Here is a 20,710-nt window from a genome sequence, read left to right on the forward strand (position 1 = left end):
GTCAGCATCGAATGTTATGAATTATTTCCAAAAATGTCACCAACTATTTTTCAGTACATTGCCTTTTTGGAATTAACCCTTCTGATAAGCCTCTTTTACCTTCCACAGCCGCCACCAGGGTGTACCGGGGGAGTCGTGGTGCTCGTAGTGATAGCCAAAGAAATAACAGGAGATAAACGCCCAAAGGTGGTTTTTTGCTTGGGAATGTGAATGGTGCTTGTTGTCCGACTCACCCATATGGGGCAGGTAGGTCCCGAAATAAAACAACTGCAGCGTGGAGAGCACTGCCGGCAGCATCCAAAAAAGGATCAGATTTTCGGTCGGAATAAAAAGCTTCAGGATATTGAAGGTCACCGCCATCAGCAGAATCTGCCAAATACTGACATACTGCCGGATAAAACTCAGGTACCAAACCAAGAATTTTCCGGAAGCGTGGTAGTCGGGGTCTTTGTCCGTCGCCACAAACCTGTGGTGCTCGTGGTGCTTTGGGTACAATTTCCAGTAGAAATTAAAGGAGAATAGCACCGCCGAAAACCAGCCAATCGCGTGATTGAGGCGCTTGTTTTCGGAAACAATCCCATGCATCGCGTCGTGGGCAGTGATGAACAAACCCGTGTAGAGGTGCATCTGTACCAAAATGGCCACATAAGTCAGGGGGTGGGTCCATGAAAACTCCCAAGTCAGCAAAAAAAACAAACCCACAAACCAAAGGATAATGATCGTCATGCCGATCAAGACTCCCTTGATGCCAATGGGTTCGTAGGGTATTTTCAACGCTTTCACTTCGTAAAGATACGGGAATGCCGGAATCAGAAGGATTCGATTTTGGCTTTCACTTCTTCCATCAGCCACATAGGTGTGGAGGTTGCGCCGCAGATTCCCACCGTGTCGTTATTGGAAAACCAAGATGGATCCACTTGCTCGGGGTTGGAGACAAAGTACGTGTTGGGGTTTTTGTCCTTGCAGACGTTGTAGAGGACCTTTCCGTTGGAGGATTTGGTACCGCTTACAAACACGATCTTGTCAAATTTGTCCGCAAACTCCCGCAGTTCCTTGTCCCGGTTGGAGACTTGGCGGCAGATGGTATCATTGGTGTTGACGGATATGCCGTTTTCTTGCAGGATTTTATTGATTTCGTAAAACTTGTCGGTACTCTTGGTTGTCTGACTGTACAGGGTCAGATTTTTGGGCAAACTGGGGATATCAAGCTCACTGATGTCCTGGAACACGACCGCTTTGTTGTTGGTTTGTCCCAAAAGCCCAACCACCTCGGCATGTCCATGCTTTCCGTAGATGTAGATCTGCTCGTCTTTGTCAAAGGAATTTTTGATGCGATTCTGCAGCTTTAGCACGACGGGACAGCTCGCGTCGATCAGCGTCAGATTGTTTTTGATCGCCAATTCGTAGGTAGAAGGTGGCTCGCCATGCGCACGGATCAGGACCTTTTCGTCGTGAATCATCTGAAGTTGGGCATGGTCAATGATCTTCAGGCCCTTTTGCGTCAGTCGGTTGACCTCCTCGTCATTGTGTACGATATCACCCAAACAGTACAAATAGCCTTGTTTGTCGAGGATTTCCTCAGCCATTTCTATGGCATAAACTACACCGAAACAAAACCCTGAGTGTTGGTCGATATGTACTTTCAGATTTAGCATATGCTATAAACTTTTGACGGTTTGAATTGTTTTGCGTTGCCTAAACTTTTCATAGAAACTGATGTTCATCAGCAGCAGGATCATCGAGTAGACAGTATCCTCGATCGGAATGGTAAATATTCTGATGCCGAGGTTTTCAGCGTTGTTGTAAATGACCACAGGCTCCTCCGTAAATCCTCCCGTGAGTACACCATTGACCAACAGGAAAGGAATCAAGTGGACCAGATAGGCCAAGTAAAACCGACCCAGGTACTTTGTCTGAAAGAAAATATAATGCATTGCCAAAGTTCCAGAACCCAACAGCAAATTGACCGAGGTATACCATTTATCGAGGTTGAGCATCCCAACCACAAAAAGGAAAGGGATGAGAAACAAGGTTGTCGCCTTGGCGATAGGCTGCAAGACATCCTTTTTCACGAAGTAATTCAATACCTCGTAGATGAATATGCTGGCAAATGGCACCGCGATAAAGAACATCCATTCCTCGATTGGCAGTTCCAAAAAAAACAATCCTAAGACATACCTCGGATTAAATTCCCAAACGCCGATCACTGTGAACCAATGGTCCCACACGATGAACACAAAAGCCGTGATGGCGATTGCGGGGAAAAGGTACCTCCACTGTCTGTAATAGGTAATCCGATGCTCAAAAGACTGAGCCAGGGGATAAGAAATGGAAAACAACATCAGTGCGAGGTATAGGTACTTTTCCATCAGTTGAAGCCAAGTTTGGTTTCCACATAGGTGCCGAGCAGCAAGGATAATTTCTTCGCATTCGGGATGCGAATCCTCTGATTGGTAATAACCTTAGGGTCTAGACCCTTGATCTTGTCAAACAGCTTCTGGTAGTACAAATAAGCAACCTTTACGCCCATCTTCGCGCCGCTAGGAAGCCTTCTGATCCCATCCAACGCTTCATCAAAATCCTTCTGGATATCTTCTTCGATGAGCTGTTTGACTGATTTATCAAAACTGTTGAAATCCACACCTGGGAAATAGACTCGCCCTCTTTCCTCGTAATCGCTCTTGATATCCCGCAGGAAGTTCACTTTTTGGAAGGCCGAACCGAGTTTGCAGGCAGGGCTTTTGAGGCTTTCGTAGAGTTTTTGATCACCTTCACAAAATACCTTCAAGCACATCAGGCCTACCACCTCGGCAGAGCCATAAATATACTCATGGTATCTCGAGTCGTTGTAGGTCTTGAAATCCAAGTCCATTTCCATGCTTTTCAAGAAGGCTTCAATGAGATCCTTGTCAATCTGATAAGCATTGACGATCAATTGGAAGGCATGCAGGACAGGATTTAGGCTGATCTTGTTGTCGATCGCGGTATAGGTGTCTTCTTTGAATTGCGCTAACAGCGTCTTTTTGTCTTGGTCGTGGAAGGTATCCACGATTTCGTCCGCATACCTCACAAAACCATAGATCGCGTAAATCGGCAAATGGAATTTCTTGGCAAGGGTTTTAATGCCCAATGTAAAACTGGTACTGTAGCGCTGAGTGATCAGCTTGCTACATTCCAATGTGGTTTCGTCAAATAGGGCCCTAGCATCCATGCCTATGAATTTAGCAAAATTTTAAATTCTATGTTCTTTCATTACCTCTTTTGCAACCACATGACCTGAAATAAGGCTTGGTGGCACACCTGGTCCGGGCACGGTAAGTTGACCCGTGTAATACAAGTTGCCCACTTTCTTGTTTTTCAAAGAAGGTTTCAAGATGGCCGTCTGAAGTAACGTATTGGCCAAACCATAGGCGTTTCCCTTAAATGCATTGTAGTCAGCCTTGAAGTCGGTGTGTGCGTAGGACCTCTTATAGACAATATGGCTTCGGATTTCCTGTCCGGTGAGCATTTCCAAGCGATCCATGACGATGTTGAAATACTTCTCGCGCACTTCTTCGCCATCGGCAAGATCTGGAGCAAGTGGGATCAAGATGACGAGGTTTTCGGTTCCTTCCTTTGCCACGCTTGGATCCGTCTTGGATGCAGCGGAAAGGTAAAATAACGGTCTCTCCGGCCAGCGAGGGTTCTTGTAGATCGCGTCCGCGTGGGGACCCATTTGCTCGTCAAAAAACAGACAATGATGGGTTATATTTTCCAATTTTCTGTCGACCCCAAGGTAAAACAACAGACTCGAAGGAGCCATCACCCTTTTGTCCCAATAATTGTCGCTGTAGTTGCGGTACTCGGGCGCAAGCAAAGCGGAATCGACATGGTGGTAATCAGCACCCGCGACGACTACGTCAGCTTCAAAGGATCTTCCGTCTTTCAGGACTACATTTTTGGCGTGTCCGTTCTTCACGTTGATATGGGAAACATCGGCGTTGTATTGGAATTTGACTCCTTTTTCTTCAGCCAACAGCACCATGCCTTCTACAATCTTGAACATTCCTCCCATTGGGTACCAGGTACCAAGGGAAATATCTGCATAATTCATCAAACTGTAAAGTGCAGGGATATTTTCCGCCGTCTCCCCGAGAAACAACACGGGGAATTCCATCAGACGGATAATCTTCTCGTGTTTAAAAAACTTCCTGATATGCTTGGACATCGATTGGAATACATCCATCCTAATGACATCCGCCAACAATCCAGGACTGGCAAACTCCATCAAAGACCGACTTGGTTTATGGACCAAATCGTTGATCCCAACTTGGTATTTATAGGCTGCCTGTTTTAGGAATTCGTCCAATTTCGGACCGACACCAGGCTCTAGGGATTCCAAAAGTGCTTTGAATCGACCGTAGTCCGCTGGAATCTCCATAAACTCGTCCTTACCAAAAACGACGGTGTAGGACGGATCTAACCTGATCAATTCATAGTAGTCCGAGGGCTTTTTGCCAAAATGAGCAAAATAGTTTTCAAAAACATCCGGCATCCAATACCAACTTGGACCCATGTCATATACAAACCCTTCAGCTTCGAATTGCCGAGCCCGGCCACCGGGTCCAGCGTTTTTTTCCAATAATATTACGTCGTATCCCGATGCCGCCAGATGAGTCGCCGCGGAGATTCCAGCGAATCCAGCGCCTATCACCACTACATTTTTTTTCGGCATTTTGATCAGTTTCTATGTTGATACATATACAAATCGCCCTTCAGGAGCTTTCTGGCAATATGGATACGATTCTTCACAGTTCCAATCGGAATATTTAATTTTTCGGCGATCTCGTGGTATTTGAATCCTCTGAAGTGCATCATAAAAGGTACCTTGTATACTTCTTCGAGCTTCTCGATCGCGTTGTTGATATCGTCAATAGCAAAATCGCCAAACGCACCATTCTCCACAAGGATATCTCCAGAGTTGATATAGTGAAGATTATCTGTGGTATCCACGAAAGTGCCTCTACGTACCATCCTTTGATAGTTGGTGATGAAGGTATTTTTCATGATGGTGTAAAGCCATGCTTTCAGGTTGGTTCCTTCAGTGAATTTATCCTTGTTCGTGAAGGCTTTTACCATCGTGTCCTGCAATAGATCATTTGCATCGTCCATGTCCCTGGTGAGCTTCAACGCAAATGGCTTGAGGGAACTGGACAACTTGTTGAGGGAATAACTGAATTCTAGAGTCGTCATGGCGTTTAGCATTTTTGTTTAATCAAAGGTAGCAATCGTTAAACAAAACGCAAGCAATTTGTGGAAATATTTTTCAAAAAGATTAAACAAAATAATTCAAACTGATGCGGCCACATCGCCTATTCTGTGAGAAAAGGCAAAATTAGCCGCATTTTTGCACAAAAAAAGGTGAGAGCGGTAAGCCTCACCTTGTTTAAGATTTTGTTAAAAACGTTCATTATTTCTCAACCATCACTTCATTGATCTCTTCCACAAAATCCCTGAGTTGGCGGATATAGTGAAGGGCTCTCACATTTTTGGGGAAATTCAGATCCTGACCGACAATCTGGTATCCTGATACCACAATTTCCGAATCTTGGAAGTTTTGTGACAACTCATCCAAATATTCCTGTACGTTATCCTGGGAAGGTGAAGTCGTGATTACAGTCACGAGATACTTTGGCCTGTGCAAACGGTAAACGGCCTTTAGGTCTTCCCTCGGCGTATTTTGCCCGAGGTAAAGTACTTGATGCCCCTTTGCCTTTATTATATAGGCCGCAAACAGCAGGGAGATTTCGTGCATTTCGCCCTCCGGCAAGAAAAGTAGGAACTTCTTCCCAGTGTATTTGGAAACCTGACCGTCAATTGCGACGATAAGTTTCTGACGGATTAGGTTGCTGATAAAGTGCTCCTGCCCTGGATTGATAGCCCCTGTTTGCCAAAGGACACCAATTTTGGACAGAAATGGATAGATGATGTTGAGCATGGTCTGCTCGAATCCGAATTTGAGGATATTGGTCGAAAGTACCTTTTCCAATCTTTCCTCGTCCATTTCGACCATACAGATCGTCAACGCGTGGATTTGGTCATCATGGGTAAGGTTGCGGTCGGTCAGCCGAATGACCTCATCGCGCATTTCGCTAGGGGACATTTTGCTGATTTTACTGATTTTGAAGCCGTTGTCGTTCAACAGGGCGACATTCAGGATTAGCTTCAAATCGTCGTCATCGTAGTAACGGATATTGGTATCAGTCCTTTTCGGCTGTAGCAAATCATAACGCTGCTCCCAAATACGCAGCGTATGGGCTTTGATACCTGACAATTGTTCGAGGTCTTTGATGGAATAGGTACTCATTTGGGTGTATTTTTAAAATACTTTTTAGGAACAAAGAACAATCCAAAGGATACTGCGTCGTCTTTTTGATTGGTCGCATGGTGGGCTTGGTGTGCCCTGAATATGCCCAATAGAAAGTTGTTTTGTGGCCTGGAGAACCATTTGGCCCGGCGATGTACCATGACATCGTGGATCAAAAAGTACAAGAGACCGTACAAGCTGATGCCAACCCCCATCCAAAACCTGTAATCCAAGCTTCTGACGCCGAGAACAATCAACACAATGGCCACACTCCCGAACAACAGGGAAAAGAGGTCATTGAGCTCGAACGGTCCCTTGGAAGGCTGATGATGTGTTTTATGGATACTCCAAAGCGGGCCATGCATCAGGTATTTGTGTATGAACCACCCGGAGATTTCCATTGCAACAAAACCAAGCGCGGTGAACAATACAGCAGTTATCATATTCATTGACGTAACTCGTTCAAATTAAGATTGTTTGAAATATTTTATTTTCAATCACAAAATCAAATTTAAAATCGCAAAAAACAGGATCAGATTCAACAGGAGGAAGTCCGAAACCGCATTTGGTTTTGAAAAGCTTGTTTTCCGGTAGATGATTTGGATGATAAAGGCAACCCCAAGCCATCCCAAGTAATTTTGAACCGGAACGATGTTCCCCTCCCAAGACCAAAAGTCCAAGGAAATTGCCACGGGCTCGATGATGAAGTCAATCCCAACCATCAGTGCCGCCGCCACCAAAGCAGCGAGGATGTCATTTTGAATTTTTGTATGAAAAAAATGACCTGCCATATAGCTCAAAAGCAGCCAGTTCACCCCGATCATCAGCGGCACTTCAAATACCTGCACACCGAGAACAGGCCCGTACCAATAGCTGCCAAATGGAAATCCCGTGTGGACGCCAGAAACCTCCGAACCATAACCGATAAGAGCAGCCGCAAGGCAGAAAATACCAAAAGGCACATTCCACTCCATGTGAAACCAAAACAACACGCCCAAACTCAATAACAGGTGAAAGGGCGTCAACTGCTGGAAAAAAGGCCGAATTTCAGGAATCGACATCCCTACGATCCCAACCAAATAAAAAAGGGAGATGAGTATCTTAAACCAAGTTGTAGAACTGATACCTCGCCCTTCTTTGGCTGGTTTTTGGTTTTCCTGCTGTTTCGTTTCTACAATTGATGTATTCATTTACGCTTTACAAGGATTGGAATAATTCAGGTTGTTAAACAAGCGGGTCGTATATTTGTTGGCAATCGAAGTCCAAAAGTACAGATAAATAGACAGAATATGATCTTATACAACGTGACGGTCAATGTCGACAAGGACGCCGAAACAGAATGGCTGAATTGGATGCGGGAGACACACATTCCCGACGTGTTGGCGACGGGTATGTTTTTGGAAAACAAACTCTATCGCATCCTCCACGATTCTGAGGACGGTAGCATCAACTACTCGGTGCAGTATTTTGCTGAAAATATGGACAAGCTCAATGAATACATGCAAGTACACTCCAAAAAGCTACAGCAGGATGTCCAAATCAAGTTTCAGGACAGGGTGGTTTCCTTTAGGACATTGTTGCAGGCGGTCGAATAATCTGGCCGCTTAAATTCTCCAAATCCCAAAAAACAATCCAAAAATCATGATGCATACACACGATGCTTTCCGCTGCCCTTGGTGCCGAGGTTTTGAAGCTTATGTCCAGTACCATGACAAAGAGTGGGGAGTTCCCGTATGGGAGGATGGAAAGCAGTTTGAGTTTTTGGTTTTGGAAAGCGCGCAGGCGGGCCTGAGTTGGTCGACGATATTGAAGAAAAGAGAGGGTTACCGTGATGCCTTTGCCAACTTTGACTATAAGATTGTAGCTGAGTTTCCCGAAGGCTACGTACTCGAACTGCTACAGAATCCAGCCATCATTAGAAACGGCGCAAAGATCCGCTCTGCCATCCACAATGCGCGCTTGTTTATGGATGTACAGGCCAAACATGGGAGTTTTGTCAACTACATTTGGGATTTTGTGGGAGGACAGCCGATTCAGAACTCGTGGAGTGAATTGTCACAAGTGCCTGCCACCACGCCAGTTTCCGATCGCCTTGCAAAGGATCTCAAACAAAAAGGCTTCAAATTCCTAGGTAGCACGGTAATATATGCCCACATGCAGGCCACAGGCTTGGTCAATGACCATTTGGTCGGATGCTTCCGGCACGAGCAAGTCAGGCAATTGGCGCAAAAATAATCGAGATTCCCCAGGAGTTTCGTTAAGGCCAACCTGTTGACCTTCCCTCAGGGATCTTTTCAACATCTATCTCAAACTATGAGCTTTCGATACATCAGCAGTTTGCTGGATAGCCTTTCTTTTAAAATTTCATCGGCATGTTACATGCGCTAGTAGCCTTATTCCAGGGAATGTTTTTACTCTCCGCTGCCTTAATGCTGCTCGGGCTAATTAGGCCGGTTTGGGTGCTGTGGTTTTTGGATCGCTCCAACCGCTTGATGGTGATTAGAATCTACGGCAGTATTGGTTTGGCGTTTTTTATCCTGTGGAAAGCCTGTAGCCTACTGCCCTAATCCCTCCAAAAACCATTCTATTTCGAAAGAAATTTTCCAACTCTTTGACTTACGAGTTGATTTTCTTTACATTTCGAAAAAGTGTCAACCGAACTTTGAGGAAACCAATCGCCATATTGCTGCTTTGCTGCTTTGCATTGTACCATTTTGGGTACTATGTGGCGTATTTTTCTTTTCGCCTTCAGGTTGAAAAACACTGGGTTGACAAAATTTACAGTGACAGCTCAGCCGCCTTGGAAGAGAAAATGATGGAGATACCGCTTTCCATTCCTTACATGGTCTCAGAGGAGGAATTTCGGGTAGCCAATACGAGTTTCGAAAAAGATGGGCAGTTTTTCCGTATCATCAAACAACGCTACGTCAATGATACACTTCAGGTGGTCTATGTCCCTGATACCGCAAAACGGACCATGAACGAGACTATCAAGTTATGGGTCACATCCTTGGTCCATGATGATTTGCCAAATGGTGCTAACAACACGCTGCTCTCCAAAATCTTTGTGAAAGACTACACCCAACCGGTCAATGACTTTCAATTCAGGTCTTTCATTCCGGTCCAAAAGCATTACATAGGGTTTATTTTTTTACCTTTTGATCAATTGACCATCAACATTCATACACCACCCCCAGAGTTGGGTTGATCTTTTTTTGTGGCTTCATTTCATTTCCGAATCAATTCTGATTAGGTTCCTGTCGGCTGTTATCAACAGTGTTTGCTGGATCTATCAGGACACAGTCTTTCCTGTCGAAGGATTCAATCTCCATTCGCGATGTGGATTTTCGAGATGTTATGTAGCCTTCCCATGGCTCGGCCTTGGGATTTAGGTATAACTCATTCAACCCAACTTAATTACAATGGAAAAAATATTTCGCCTTGCTGCCCTTTTGGCAGTGTGGATAAGTTTATCCCTGCATTCCTTTGCCCAAACTCCATGGGACGAGGTCATGATGGGGAAGGGAGAAATTTGCGCGGCTTTGATGTATGAACATTCCTCTTGGGACCAGTACTGGGAAGGGACGTATCTCCGCCAAAACGCCAATATCGGTACTTTTACCCGACAGATGGGAATGCCCATGATCGCCATGGGCGTATCAAAGAAGGTAAACATCATCGCCAGCCTACCCTTCGTCCACACGAAGGCCTCCGGTGGCACACAGGCCGGGCAGTCCGGGCTGCAGGATTTGAGCATTTCGGCCAAAGTTGACTGGCTCCAAAAGCAAGTTGGTCCTGGTAGGTTGCTGTTCCTCACCAATGCCCATTTTTCCACGCCAATCGGTAACTATCTCTCGGATTATATGCCTTTCAGCATCGGTGTCGGTGCCCCCGAGCTTGGTTTGCGTGGAATCGGAGGATACAAAATGGACAACGGTTTGGTATTCCGCGCGGCGCTCGCCTACATCTGGCGGGGACAGACAGAAATCGAGCGGGATTATTACTATGAAAATGGCAGCGTCTACTCCGCGTTTATGAATGTGCCCAACGTGCTCAATTTTCACGGAGCGATCGGCTACTGGGCCTTTGACAACAGACTGAGGGTCGAGGCAACCTATCAGAATTTCAACTGCCTGACAGGTGATGACATCCGTGCCTACAATCGGCCGCAGCCGACCAACAAGATGGATTTCGGTCAGGTCGGTGCTTGGGTACAATATTTTGTCAAAGCGGACCGCGGACTTGGAGCATTGGCCTATTTCAACCAAACTGTCAGTGGAAGAAATGTCGGCAAAGCCACCACCATCGGTCTCGGCCTCACTTACCAATTCAAAGTCTATTGATTCCCATTGCCATGAAAAAAATCTACAACAATTGTATAAAGCTGTTTTTACTGGTCTTGATCGCAAGCTCCTGTATCGAAGAAACCCCGAATTACTATGAATTTGAGGGTTATGATTTCTCCAATTTGGATCCAAACGGTGGAACTTGGAAAACAATCCTTGTGACTTCACCGACACAGATAACGGTACCAGCGCCAAACGCGACCAGTTCGGCACAATACCAAGCCGAACTATCGGAGATGAAGCAAAAAATGTCTAGCCTAACGCCCGATGAGCAGGCAGCGGTGAAGTATTGGACCAACAATCCGGTCCTTAGGTGGAACGAAATCGCCCTAGAACTAGCAGCAAAGTACAACCTGATTCCTGGACCAAATGCGGATGGCACCTACACACTCCCCAATCCAGCAAATCCCCAGGGACCTCCTGCATTTCCGTTTGCCCACCCCCCTTATACCAGCAGGATGCTCGCCTACTTGAGTGTGGCGCAGTTTGATGCATTGGTGGTTGCTTGGCATTACAAATATGAGTTCAACCGGCCAGCACCTTACCAGGTGGATACGGCTATCGAACCAGCTTATGCAAAAAGTCAGCTTCCGTCTTATCCATCGGATGGTGCGACACTCGCCTTGGTTTCAAAAGAGATCTTGGTTGCCATGTTTCCCTTGGAAACCATTTACCTGGAAAGGAAATACCAGGAACACATCGCCAGTTTGATGCATGCCGGCATCAACGTCCAAAGTGATATCGCTGCTGGGGTTACAATTGCCACGGAAGTAGTCAAATTGGCTAAACAGCGTGCGTCAACTGATGGCATGGCAAAAGCCCAAACGCCAAAACCCGTTTCTGATTCCATTGCAAACGCTGCATTTGAGCGCTTTGGATGGAAATGGCAAAACATGGAAACTCCCCAAAGGCCGGTCGGACTGACGCCCCTGTTTGGAAAAGTCAAAATGTGGAATGTGCCAACTGTGGAGGAAGTAAGGCCAGGGCCTCCACCAGCACCGGGTTCCGCCGATTTCAACCGGGACGCCGAGGAACTCAAGAAATTCGCTTCCCACATGACCATCCAGCAGCGGCGGATTGCCAATTGGTGGGAGGATGGCTTGGGCTCCTACACACCGCCGGGGCATTGGAACAAGTTTGCAAAAGAGGCTATCGTGCGACATAAGCTGAATCCCCTACGTTCAGCAAGGGTTTTCGCCTATATGAACACCGCCATCATGGATGCTGGCGTCGCCTGTTGGGATACCAAGTACTATTACCATTATCCACGACCAATTGAGACTATTCCAGGATTCAAGACGATTCTGGGAACACCTAATTTCCCGGCCTACACTTCTGGACACAGCACATTCTCGGCAGCTGGAGCGGAAGTACTTGCCTACTTCTTCCCAAGTGAGGCAGCACAGTTTAGGGCTTGGGCGGAAGAAGCGGCTGTTTCAAGGCTTTATGGCGGGATCCACTACCGATTTGACGCGGAAGTGGGAACCACGCAAGGCAGAAATGTAGGTAGCTATGCAGTAAACAGGGCTAAAGCCGACGGCGCACAGTAAGTGGCAAAATATTTCTTCATAGGATTGATTGGACTGGCTTTGCTGGAGATAGCAAGAGTGTACCTCATCATGCCAATGCCGGGGAGTCAACATTGGGATTCCTTGGCATTGGCCTACTTTCTCCATTCGTACCGATGGGTGGGACGAATCGTTTTCCTTGGATTCATCTTACTCGGTGCAAAGCCGGCATTTTCTTCTTCCAAATGGCCTTCTTTGATTTTGTCTTTGGTCGTCCTTGGGGTTGTGTACCTGTTCAACTTCCGCATGACAGCGGAGAGGATGTTTCTGGAACCCAGCCAACTCAACTTCTCTTCCCTAAACTCAAAATCCCTCTCCGACAGCAGCTTGGTGATTGCAGTCGCCCATGGGGGAGAAGCGAAGGCATATCCCATCCGCTTTATTGCTTATCACCATCAAGTGCGGGACCAGATTGCAGGAAAGGAGATCATGGTTACCTACTGCAGTGTTTGTCGGACAGGAAGGGTTTTTGACCCGATTGTCGATGGACATCCGGAAACCTTTAGACTAGTCGGAATGGACCATTTCAACGCAATGTTTGAAGACAGTCGTACGGGTTCTTGGTGGCAGCAAGCCAATGGGGAAGCAATTGCAGGCCCATCCAAGGGTTCCCAATTGCCAGAGCTAGACTCCTATCAACTTACTTTGGGGAAGTTCTTTGAGCTTTTTCCGCAAGGGAAAGTGATGGATGCCGACCCAAGTTTTCTATCGAAATATGACAGTCTTGGCAAGTATGAGTTTGGAAAAAGCAAAAGCAAACTCACGGGAACAGATAGTCTATCTTGGAAAGAAAAGTCTTGGGTGGTAGGAATAAGGGTACGGGAAAAATCCAAAGCCTATGACTGGAATGACCTGAAGTCTATCGGAACCATTCACGATGTAGTCGCTGGACAACCCGTGGCGTTAATCCTATCTGAAGACCAACAAAGCTTCAAGGCTTTCCTAAGAATCGATGTGACTCAATCCATTGAAAGACTACCGGGAGACTTCCTGTCGGTCGGAAAGGACACGCTTGACTTTCGAGGCGCCAGCATCCATACTGGCGAGCAGGTCCTTTATCCCATCTACGCCTACCAAGAATTTTGGCACAGCTGGAGGACCTTCAATCCACAAACAGAAATATATGTTCCTTGAATTTAAAAAGCTTGACTACATGTTGAGCTTTTTTCAAACCCTTACTGGGCTTTCGATTTCCTTTTTCAAGCTCTTTGAAGCCAATACAATCAATGCAATCGAAAGCGCAAAAAGCAGCGCTGCGATGATGGAAAGTACATAAACTTCCTGTTGGAAATTTTTCCAGGCAAAAAGTCCCAGCGAACTCAGTGTGACTGCAAACATGAAGAACATCGGAATCGTCACAAAGGTGTTTTTGATATTTTGTTTGCTCAACCAAACCGCGATCGCCAGCAAGGCCAAGGCTGCCAACAACTGATTCGCCGATCCAAATATGGGCCATAAGGTCGCAAAGCTTCCGGAAGCCAAAAGCAAGATCGAAAGAATGACGACCACCGTGGTAGATACATACCTGTTTTGGGAAATCTTGATGCCAACGGGGCTCTTTACATCCTCAAAATATTCCTGCAAAGTAAATCTTGCCAAACGCGTGCAAGTGTCCAAGGTCGTCAGCGCAAAAGCGGAAACCGTCAGTGCGACAAAGCCAACGGCGAATTGTTCCGAAATACCGGTTGAGGCAATCATATTCCCCAAGCCTGTGGAAAATAACGCCACGGGCCCCTCGACCGATAACCTGCTCACATATTCAGACCTTGTCAAAATAACCACTGCGCCGACTGAAATGATGGCCAAGAAAGATTCGATAAGCATTCCCCCAAATCCCACAATTTTTGCATCGCCCTCCTTGTCCAATTGCTTCGAAGTTGTACCTGAGGCCACCAAGGAATGAAATCCGGATATCGCTCCACAGGCGATGGTCACGAACAATACCGGAAACAGGTATCCCAAATTATCAGCGCTGATATGGACGGTCGTTTCCATTTTGATTTCTGGGTTGGAAATGAAAATACCGACTACCGCAAAAATGATCAGACCATACAATAGGAAGCTGTTGAGGTAGTCCCTGGGCTGAAGCAAAAACGAAACCGGCGTCACGGATGCAAAAAACGCATAGCCCAACAACAGGTACACCCAAACTTGGTAATCCAAGGCGAAAGGAAGTTGCATACCGAGGTAAACGAAATAGTACATCAGTACAACTCCAACAACGGAATTGATCACAAAGGCTGTTTTGTTGCTGCCGGTAATCTTGCTTACAAAGCCAAATGCGATTGCCAAAAACATGAATAATATCGAGGCAGATGCCACGCCCGCGTTGGTCACAAAAGTCTTGGCGATAATGTCTGTGAAGACACCGATCACCAGTATTAGCGTGGAAAAGCTAAAAAGAATAAACAACTGCTTTCCCCGGTAGCCGATATTTCTTTGGATAATGACCCCGATGGACTTCCCTTGGTTTCTCAACGAAGCCGCCATACTGCCCAAGTCATGCACCGCGCCGAAGAATATACCCCCGACCAAAATCCATATTACCGCCGGAATCCACCCAAACGTCACTGCAATGATTGGCCCCACGATCGGACCGGCGCCCGCTATAGATGCAAAGTGATGGCCAAGCACAACGATGGGCCTGCTTGGAACATAATCCACCCCATCCGAAAACTCATGGGAGGGCGCTTTTCTAGCATTGTTGAGGCCAAACCTTTTGTAGACCAGATTGCCGTAGCTGAAATAAGCGCCAATCAGGATGATACCAGCAAGTATAAGTAGCGTAGTTAATGCCATGCCATTGGATATTTTGGAACCTGAATTTCCTGCTAATCTTCCAATTTGCAAATGAATATTTCAATAATCCCAAAAATGGACGAATAAGGGGCAATCTTGGGGCTGAAGTCTAAGTCTAGGCGACTCTTTGTCGGCAAAGCGCAAGTTTTTCCGTAGATTTTATTTAATGGAGAATACCTCTAAATTTGTACTCCCCGAAAGAAACCTTTCAGCAAAAACAACTTACTATGGCTTGGTTCAAAAGGACTGATAAAGGAATCAAAACCTCCACGCAGGAAAAAAAGGATACCCCGGATGGGCTTTGGTTCAAGACACCACAAGGAAACATCATCCATACCCGCGAGCTCAAAAACAACGCCTTTGTATGTCCTGACGACGACTATCATGTAAAGATTGGGTCCAAGGAATATTTTGAATTACTTTTTGACGATAACCAGTTTGAGGAATTGGATGCCAACGTGAAGTCTGGTGACCCGTTGAATTTTTACGATACCAAATCCTATAAAAGCAGAATTGCTGATACCATCAAGAAGACTGAACTCAACGATGCGGTAAGAACAGCGGTTGGGAAAATGAACAAGATCGATTTGGTGGTGGCCTGTATGGATTTCAACTTTATCGGAGGATCGATGGGTTCTGTTGTTGGGGAAAAAATTGCCCGGGCGATCGACCATTCGCTAAAGTACAATATTCCCTTCCTGATGATTTCCAAGTCTGGGGGTGCGCGGATGATGGAGGCAGGATTCAGCTTGATGCAGATGGCCAAGACTTCCGCCAAGTTGGCGCTGTTGGACAAGGCGGGTATTCCTTATATATCCTTACTCACAGATCCTACGACTGGGGGAGTCACTGCCTCCTATGCCATGTTGGGCGATTTCAACATTGCTGAACCAGGATCGTTGATCGGGTTTGCGGGGCCACGGGTAATACGTGAAACAATTGGCAAAGACCTGCCCAAGGGCTTCCAAAGTGCCGAGTTTGTATTGGAACACGGTTTCCTTGATTTTATCATCGACAGACGTCAGTTGAAAAACAGATTGACAACCTTGCTAAACCTTCTGAAGAATTAGAAGTTATCCTTTTCTATATACATCCACGCCCTTTGTCAAAATTCAAGTTTGCTTTGGCCGTTTGTATGGATTAATAAATATATTTGTGAGCCCAAGCGGGCACCTGTACCGAAAATCAAAAGTAAATTTATCATTAAATGGGTTCAGTAATTATTACATCGATAGTAGCGTTTACGGTGATTATCCTGCTACTCGTTTTTATCCTGTTGTTTGCCCAGTCCAAGTTGGTGGCTTCAGGTGATGTAAAAATCATCATCAACGGCGACGAAAGCAATCCAATTGTCACTTCTGCAGGATCATCCCTGCTGAGCACGCTTGGCAACAAAAAAATCTTCCTCCCTTCTGCATGTGGTGGTGGGGGTACCTGTGCCATGTGCAAGTGCGTGATCGAAGAAGGTGGCGGTGAAGTACTTCCAACCGAAGAAGGTCACTTGAGCCGGGCAGAAAAACAAGGGAACGTGAGACTATCCTGCCAGGTTAAAGTGAAGCAGGATATGAAGATCAGAATTCCAGAGGAAATCTTCGGTATCAAGAAATGGGAATGCGAAGTCGTTTCCAACTACAACGTTTCTACTTTCATCAAGGAATTTAAGGTAAAACTCCCAGAAGGCGAGACTCTTCATTTCGAGTCCGGCGGCTATATCCAAATCGACGTTCCTGCCATCACGGTCAACTTCAAGGATATGGACATTACACCACATCCTGAGTTGGGCCACCCTGCAGATGTTTATAAGAGTGATTGGGACAAGTTTGGCCTTTGGTCCTTAGTGATGAAAAATGACGAGGAGCTCTTCAGGGCTTACTCCATGGCAAACCACCCTGCGGAAGGAAACATCATCATGTTGACCATCAGAATTGCTACTCCGCCATGGGACAGAGCAAACAACAAGTGGATGGATGTAAATCCTGGGGTTTGTTCTTCTTACGTTTTCTCCCGAAAACCAGGCGACAAAGTAACCATTTCGGGTCCTTATGGTGAATTCCACATCAACCCAACACAAAGAGAAATGATCTACATCGGTGGTGGTGCCGGCATGGCTCCATTGAGATCACACATCTTCCACCTTTTCCATACAGAGAAATCCTCCAGAAAGGTCTCCTATTGGTATGGTGGTAGATCCAAAAAAGAACTCTTCTATGTGCCTCATTTCAGGAACATCGAAAAAGACTTCCCGAACTTCAAGTTCTACATCGGTTTGTCCGAGCCGCTTCCTGAAGACAATTGGAAAATCAAGCAGTCATTGGACGGCGAAGGCGACGGCTACGTAGGCTTTATCCACCAGGTATTGTATGACAACTACTTGAAAAACCATCCCGAGCCAGACGAAATCGAGTACTACCTTTGCGGTCCTCCATTGATGAACGCGGCAGTTCTGAAGCTGCTTGATGATATGGGAATTCCAAAAGAAAACATCAGATTTGACGACTTCGGTGGTTGATCCACCCTAAAAAGAGTCCCGCCAACTGCGGGACTTTTTTATTTCCCTCTGGATTTTTTGACTATTTTTGGATAGCATTTGCCTATCCTCTATGAATATCAAATCCTATTTTGAGCCTGTCCCGGATTTTCTTTTTCAACAAACCTTCAGCCACAACTCATTTTTCAACTTTATCCACTACTATGGAGAGACATTCCCAGACTTGAAGGGCGTGCAGATTGCTCTGATCGGTTTGACAGAAACTAGGGGTATGAAGCGGCCGGAGAGCATGGAACGGGCTGCCTTGGAGATCAGGGAAAAACTCTACCACCTCAAGAAAGGGCACGGACTTTATAAGATCGTCGACCTAGGTGATCTCAAACGTGGCGAGAGCTATGAGGATTCCATTCGTTTGATTCAAGAGGTGGGTGAGGCCTTGCTGAAGAGGCAAATTCTTCCAATTTTCTTCGGTGGATCCCATGACCTTGACTTGGGGCAATACCTGGCCTACGAAAACATAGAGAAACTTGTATCCTTGGTTACTGTCGATGCTAAGATCGATATGGAAGAAGAAGGTCTGCCCTTTGAGAAACATTCCCAAGACATCATTCTCCATCAGCCAAATTTCCTTTTCAATTACAGCCATTTAGCCTATCAAAGCTTTCTCGTGGATAAAGACCTAATGGGGGCTTTGGAAAAGCTTTATTTCGAACACGTCAGGCTCGGACAGACCAAGGGCCATTTCAAGGAAATCGAGCCCATAGTCCGCAATGCCGATTTGATGAGTTTCGACGTGTGCGCTATCCAATCCTCGGATGCACCCGGTGCCGCAGATGCGCAGCCGTTTGGCTTGACTGGAGAGGAAGCCTGCCAGATTTGTAGGTTTGCCGGTTTGAATGAAAAACTGTCCTCGATGGGCATTTATGGCTATCAACCTTACTATGACGATAGCCGCAATAAGACCGCTTCCGTCATCGCAACGATGATCTGGTACTTCATCGAGGGATTCTATGATAGGAAGGATTCGCTATCATTCAAGGGGAGCGATTATGTCAAATATACCGTATCTTTGGACTCCAAACCCTCCATTTTGGTGTTTTACAAAAGCAAACGCAGCGAGAAATGGTGGATGGAAATCCCCAAACAGGATGCCGATAAGTTTGACCGGGCCAGCATTATTCCCTGCAGTTACCAGGATTATCAGATGGCCCAAGCAGGAGAGGTTCCCGATCGATGGATCAATGCCCAAATCAAGCTTTTGTAAATGAAACCTGTCACGAGGCAGCAGTTGGCCCTGAGAAATGGGCAGGACAAACCCGAGATCTGGATCGCCTACAAAGGGACCATCTACGACGTTACCAAGTCCCGACTCTGGAAAAACGGCAAGCATTATGAACATTGGGCAGGGCAAGACCTTACAGAGGAGCTGAAAGACGCTCCCCACACAGAAGAAGTTTTTAAAAGATTCAAAGCAATAGGCCACCTAATCGAACCATGATACTCATCGCAGACAGCGGAGCCAGCAAAACAGATTGGCGGATTCTTTCGGATAAAGGCGTTGTCGGACAGCATAGGGGAATTGGCTTTAACCCCAACTACCAGACCGCCGAGGAAATGTCCAATGAATTGCAGGATGAATTCCTGCTCAAGGCCCAAGACGATATCGAAACGATCTATTTCTATGGTGCTGGCTGTACTTCCCCCAAAAACCGCTCTCAAGTTGAACATGCGCTTCGCAGGATTTTCAAAAGGGCTGAAATAAATGTCGACCATGATATGATGGCGGCTGCAAGGGCGACCTGCGGGCACCATGCTGGAATTGCCTGCATCTTGGGCACTGGTTCCAACAGCTGTGATTATGACGGTGAATACATCATAGCCAAGCGTCCGGCACCAGGTTATATTTTGGGCGATGAGGGAGGTGGCGCCTACATCGGACGGAAATTTCTGCAGGATTTTATCCATGAGGAAATGCCCAAGAAAATCCGGGAAAAGGTCCTCGAGAAGTTCCAGCTCGACAACCAGACAATCATCGAGCATGTCTACCAAAAGCCATTCCCGGGGCGTTACATGGCGAGCTTTTGCCGCTTTATTACCGAGCATATCAACGACCCCTATTGCTACATGCTTTATTACCAATCGTTTCAGGACTTTTTCAGAAAGCATGTCATGAAATATGACGACTATAAAAAGAAGGAAGTCAACTTCGTGGGCTCCATTGCCTTTTATAACAGTGACATCCTGAGAAATGCCGCCTACGATGTAGACATCCACGTAAATTTGATTATCGAAAGTCCCATCGAAGGGCTGACGCTTTACCACCAAGAATTATTATGAGCACCACCGAAAGTTCCTCCCTCTACGACAACCTCGAAAAGATGGATGTCGGCACCCTTTTGCACCATATCAACGAGGAAGATAAGAAAGTCGCACATGCTGTCGAAGGGCAGCTAAAAGCAATCGAGGCCTTGGTCTCCCACATCGTTCCAAGGATGGAAAAAGGTGGCAGACTCTTCTATATCGGCGCAGGTACAAGTGGAAGGCTAGGAATCCTGGATGCATCCGAATGCCCTCCTACCTATGGCGTCCCGTTCGACTGGGTGGTGGGCATTATCGCGGGTGGTGATCAGGCGATTCGGAAGGCAGTCGAAAATGCCGAAGACGACCCAAACCAAGCTTGGCAGGATATCCAGGCCTTTGGTTTTGATGAAAATGACACCGTAATCGGTATCGCAGCTTCAGGCACCACTCCCTATGTCATCGGCGGTGTAAAGGCGGCCAGGGAAGCAGGTCTCCTAACTGGTTGCATTACCTGCAATAGCAATACACCGCTTGCGGCAGCCGTGGAATATCCGATCGAGGTAGTGGTTGGGCCCGAATTTGTCACGGGAAGTACGCGCATGAAAGCAGGCACGGCCCAAAAACTCGTCCTGAACATGATCTCTACTACGACGATGATCAAGCTAGGTAGGGTAAAAGGAAATAAGATGGTGGACATGCAGCTTTCCAACGCGAAATTGGTAAAAAGGGGGACCAAGATGATCATGGAGGCCACAGGTTTGGATGCTGAGCATGCCAGCTCCCTTTTGCTGGAACATGGCTCGGTACGCAAGGCGGTGGAAGCATATTCCAATACTTTCAAGGGCTGACATATTAATCCGAA

23 protein-coding genes are annotated in these 20,710 nt (G+C 46.4%); 13 read left to right on the top strand and 10 right to left on the bottom strand.

What is annotated here, in order from left to right; all coding sequences use genetic code 11:
• Nucleotides 1-72: 72 nt before the first annotated feature.
• The 9 genes from C943_RS04065 to C943_RS04105 form a co-directional block, all read right to left on the bottom strand.
• Nucleotides 73-726: a fatty acid desaturase gene (locus C943_RS04065; RefSeq protein ID WP_081610447.1), complete on the bottom strand. Its 654-nt coding sequence runs from the start codon at nucleotides 724-726 to the stop codon at nucleotides 73-75.
• 83 nt (nucleotides 727-809) lie between these two features.
• Nucleotides 810-1,655: a 4-hydroxy-3-methylbut-2-enyl diphosphate reductase gene (locus tag C943_RS04070; RefSeq protein ID WP_008624539.1), complete on the bottom strand. Its 846-nt coding sequence runs from the start codon at nucleotides 1,653-1,655 to the stop codon at nucleotides 810-812.
• A gap of 3 nt (nucleotides 1,656-1,658) precedes the next feature.
• Nucleotides 1,659-2,369 (bottom strand): lycopene cyclase domain-containing protein, encoded by a 711-nt coding sequence (locus tag C943_RS04075; protein WP_008624540.1) that lies wholly within the window; start codon nucleotides 2,367-2,369, stop codon nucleotides 1,659-1,661.
• Complete coding sequence (locus C943_RS04080; RefSeq protein WP_008624541.1) at nucleotides 2,369-3,211, bottom strand: phytoene/squalene synthase family protein; 843 nt, start codon at nucleotides 3,209-3,211, stop codon at nucleotides 2,369-2,371. Before C943_RS04080 ends, C943_RS04075 begins: the two co-directional genes overlap by 1 nt.
• A 21-nt stretch (nucleotides 3,212-3,232) precedes the next feature.
• Nucleotides 3,233-4,714 carry a phytoene desaturase family protein gene (locus C943_RS04085; RefSeq protein WP_040478966.1) on the bottom strand — a complete coding sequence of 494 codons (1,482 nt, stop codon included), beginning with the start codon at nucleotides 4,712-4,714 and terminating at the stop codon, nucleotides 3,233-3,235.
• A gap of 5 nt (nucleotides 4,715-4,719) precedes the next feature.
• Nucleotides 4,720-5,232, bottom strand: coding sequence for an RNA polymerase sigma factor (locus C943_RS04090; protein WP_008624543.1), 513 nt, complete (start codon nucleotides 5,230-5,232; stop codon nucleotides 4,720-4,722).
• Between the two features lie 217 nt (nucleotides 5,233-5,449).
• The gene (locus C943_RS04095) at nucleotides 5,450-6,346 is read right to left on the bottom strand and encodes a MerR family transcriptional regulator (RefSeq protein ID WP_008624544.1); all 897 of its coding nucleotides are present in this window, start codon (nucleotides 6,344-6,346) and stop codon (nucleotides 5,450-5,452) included.
• Nucleotides 6,343-6,789, bottom strand: coding sequence for a sterol desaturase family protein (locus C943_RS04100; protein ID WP_040479108.1), 447 nt, complete (start codon nucleotides 6,787-6,789; stop codon nucleotides 6,343-6,345). Before C943_RS04100 ends, C943_RS04095 begins: the two co-directional genes overlap by 4 nt.
• Before the next feature lie 54 nt (nucleotides 6,790-6,843).
• On the bottom strand, nucleotides 6,844-7,536 hold the full coding sequence (locus tag C943_RS04105) for a carotenoid biosynthesis protein (protein ID WP_008624548.1): 693 nt from the start codon (nucleotides 7,534-7,536) through the stop codon (nucleotides 6,844-6,846).
• Between the two features lie 99 nt (nucleotides 7,537-7,635).
• On the opposite strand from C943_RS04105, the gene C943_RS04110 reads away from it, so the two are divergent.
• The 7 genes from C943_RS04110 to C943_RS04140 all read left to right on the top strand — a co-directional run bounded on the left by C943_RS04110 (nucleotide 7,636) and on the right by C943_RS04140 (nucleotide 13,394).
• Nucleotides 7,636-7,941: a DUF4286 family protein gene (locus tag C943_RS04110; protein ID WP_008624553.1), complete on the top strand. Its 306-nt coding sequence runs from the start codon at nucleotides 7,636-7,638 to the stop codon at nucleotides 7,939-7,941.
• A gap of 49 nt (nucleotides 7,942-7,990) precedes the next feature.
• Nucleotides 7,991-8,581: a DNA-3-methyladenine glycosylase I gene (locus C943_RS04115; RefSeq protein WP_008624555.1), complete on the top strand. Its 591-nt coding sequence runs from the start codon at nucleotides 7,991-7,993 to the stop codon at nucleotides 8,579-8,581.
• Nucleotides 8,582-8,718: 137 nt separating this feature from the next.
• A complete protein-coding gene (locus C943_RS04120; RefSeq protein ID WP_040478968.1) occupies nucleotides 8,719-8,913 on the top strand; it encodes a hypothetical protein in 195 nt (64 codons plus the stop codon).
• Between the two features lie 95 nt (nucleotides 8,914-9,008).
• A complete protein-coding gene (locus C943_RS04125; RefSeq protein WP_040479112.1) occupies nucleotides 9,009-9,554 on the top strand; it encodes a hypothetical protein in 546 nt (181 codons plus the stop codon).
• A gap of 214 nt (nucleotides 9,555-9,768) precedes the next feature.
• On the top strand, nucleotides 9,769-10,689 hold the full coding sequence (locus C943_RS04130; protein ID WP_008624560.1) for a transporter family protein: 921 nt from the start codon (nucleotides 9,769-9,771) through the stop codon (nucleotides 10,687-10,689).
• 11 nt (nucleotides 10,690-10,700) lie between these two features.
• Nucleotides 10,701-12,242 carry a vanadium-dependent haloperoxidase gene (locus C943_RS04135; RefSeq protein WP_040478970.1) on the top strand — a complete coding sequence of 514 codons (1,542 nt, stop codon included), beginning with the start codon at nucleotides 10,701-10,703 and terminating at the stop codon, nucleotides 12,240-12,242.
• A complete protein-coding gene (locus C943_RS04140) occupies nucleotides 12,243-13,394 on the top strand; it encodes a DUF3179 domain-containing (seleno)protein (RefSeq protein ID WP_040478972.1) in 1,152 nt (383 codons plus the stop codon). It abuts the gene before it with no gap.
• Nucleotides 13,395-13,427: 33 nt separating this feature from the next.
• Here C943_RS04140 and C943_RS04145 read toward each other — a convergent pair whose 3' ends face one another.
• On the bottom strand, nucleotides 13,428-15,059 hold the full coding sequence (locus C943_RS04145; protein WP_008624564.1) for a carbon starvation CstA family protein: 1,632 nt from the start codon (nucleotides 15,057-15,059) through the stop codon (nucleotides 13,428-13,430).
• A gap of 227 nt (nucleotides 15,060-15,286) precedes the next feature.
• Here C943_RS04145 and accD point away from each other — a divergent pair, with 227 nt between their 5' ends.
• The 6 genes from accD to murQ all read left to right on the top strand — a co-directional run bounded on the left by accD (nucleotide 15,287) and on the right by murQ (nucleotide 20,696).
• Nucleotides 15,287-16,129: an acetyl-CoA carboxylase, carboxyltransferase subunit beta gene (gene accD, locus C943_RS04150; RefSeq protein WP_008624567.1), complete on the top strand. Its 843-nt coding sequence runs from the start codon at nucleotides 15,287-15,289 to the stop codon at nucleotides 16,127-16,129.
• A 137-nt stretch (nucleotides 16,130-16,266) separates the two neighbouring features.
• Complete coding sequence (gene nqrF / locus C943_RS04155) at nucleotides 16,267-17,568, top strand: NADH:ubiquinone reductase (Na(+)-transporting) subunit F (protein ID WP_008624570.1); 1,302 nt, start codon at nucleotides 16,267-16,269, stop codon at nucleotides 17,566-17,568.
• 91 nt (nucleotides 17,569-17,659) lie between these two features.
• Entirely contained in the window at nucleotides 17,660-18,811 is a 1,152-nt protein-coding gene (locus C943_RS04160) for a formimidoylglutamase (RefSeq protein WP_008624573.1), read from the top strand.
• Nucleotides 18,812-19,045, top strand: a complete 234-nt coding sequence (locus C943_RS04165; RefSeq protein WP_008624574.1) for a cytochrome b5 domain-containing protein — start codon at nucleotides 18,812-18,814, stop codon at nucleotides 19,043-19,045.
• On the top strand, nucleotides 19,042-19,884 hold the full coding sequence (locus tag C943_RS04170) for a hypothetical protein (protein WP_008624587.1): 843 nt from the start codon (nucleotides 19,042-19,044) through the stop codon (nucleotides 19,882-19,884). The genes C943_RS04165 and C943_RS04170 overlap by 4 nt, the downstream gene beginning before the upstream one ends.
• Nucleotides 19,881-20,696: an N-acetylmuramic acid 6-phosphate etherase gene (gene murQ, locus C943_RS04175; RefSeq protein WP_008624588.1), complete on the top strand. Its 816-nt coding sequence runs from the start codon at nucleotides 19,881-19,883 to the stop codon at nucleotides 20,694-20,696. The genes C943_RS04170 and murQ overlap by 4 nt, the downstream gene beginning before the upstream one ends.
• Nucleotides 20,697-20,710 lie beyond the last annotated feature (14 nt).

Source organism: Mariniradius saccharolyticus AK6, from assembly GCF_000330725.2.
Taxonomy (GTDB): domain Bacteria; phylum Bacteroidota; class Bacteroidia; order Cytophagales; family Cyclobacteriaceae; genus Mariniradius; species Mariniradius saccharolyticus.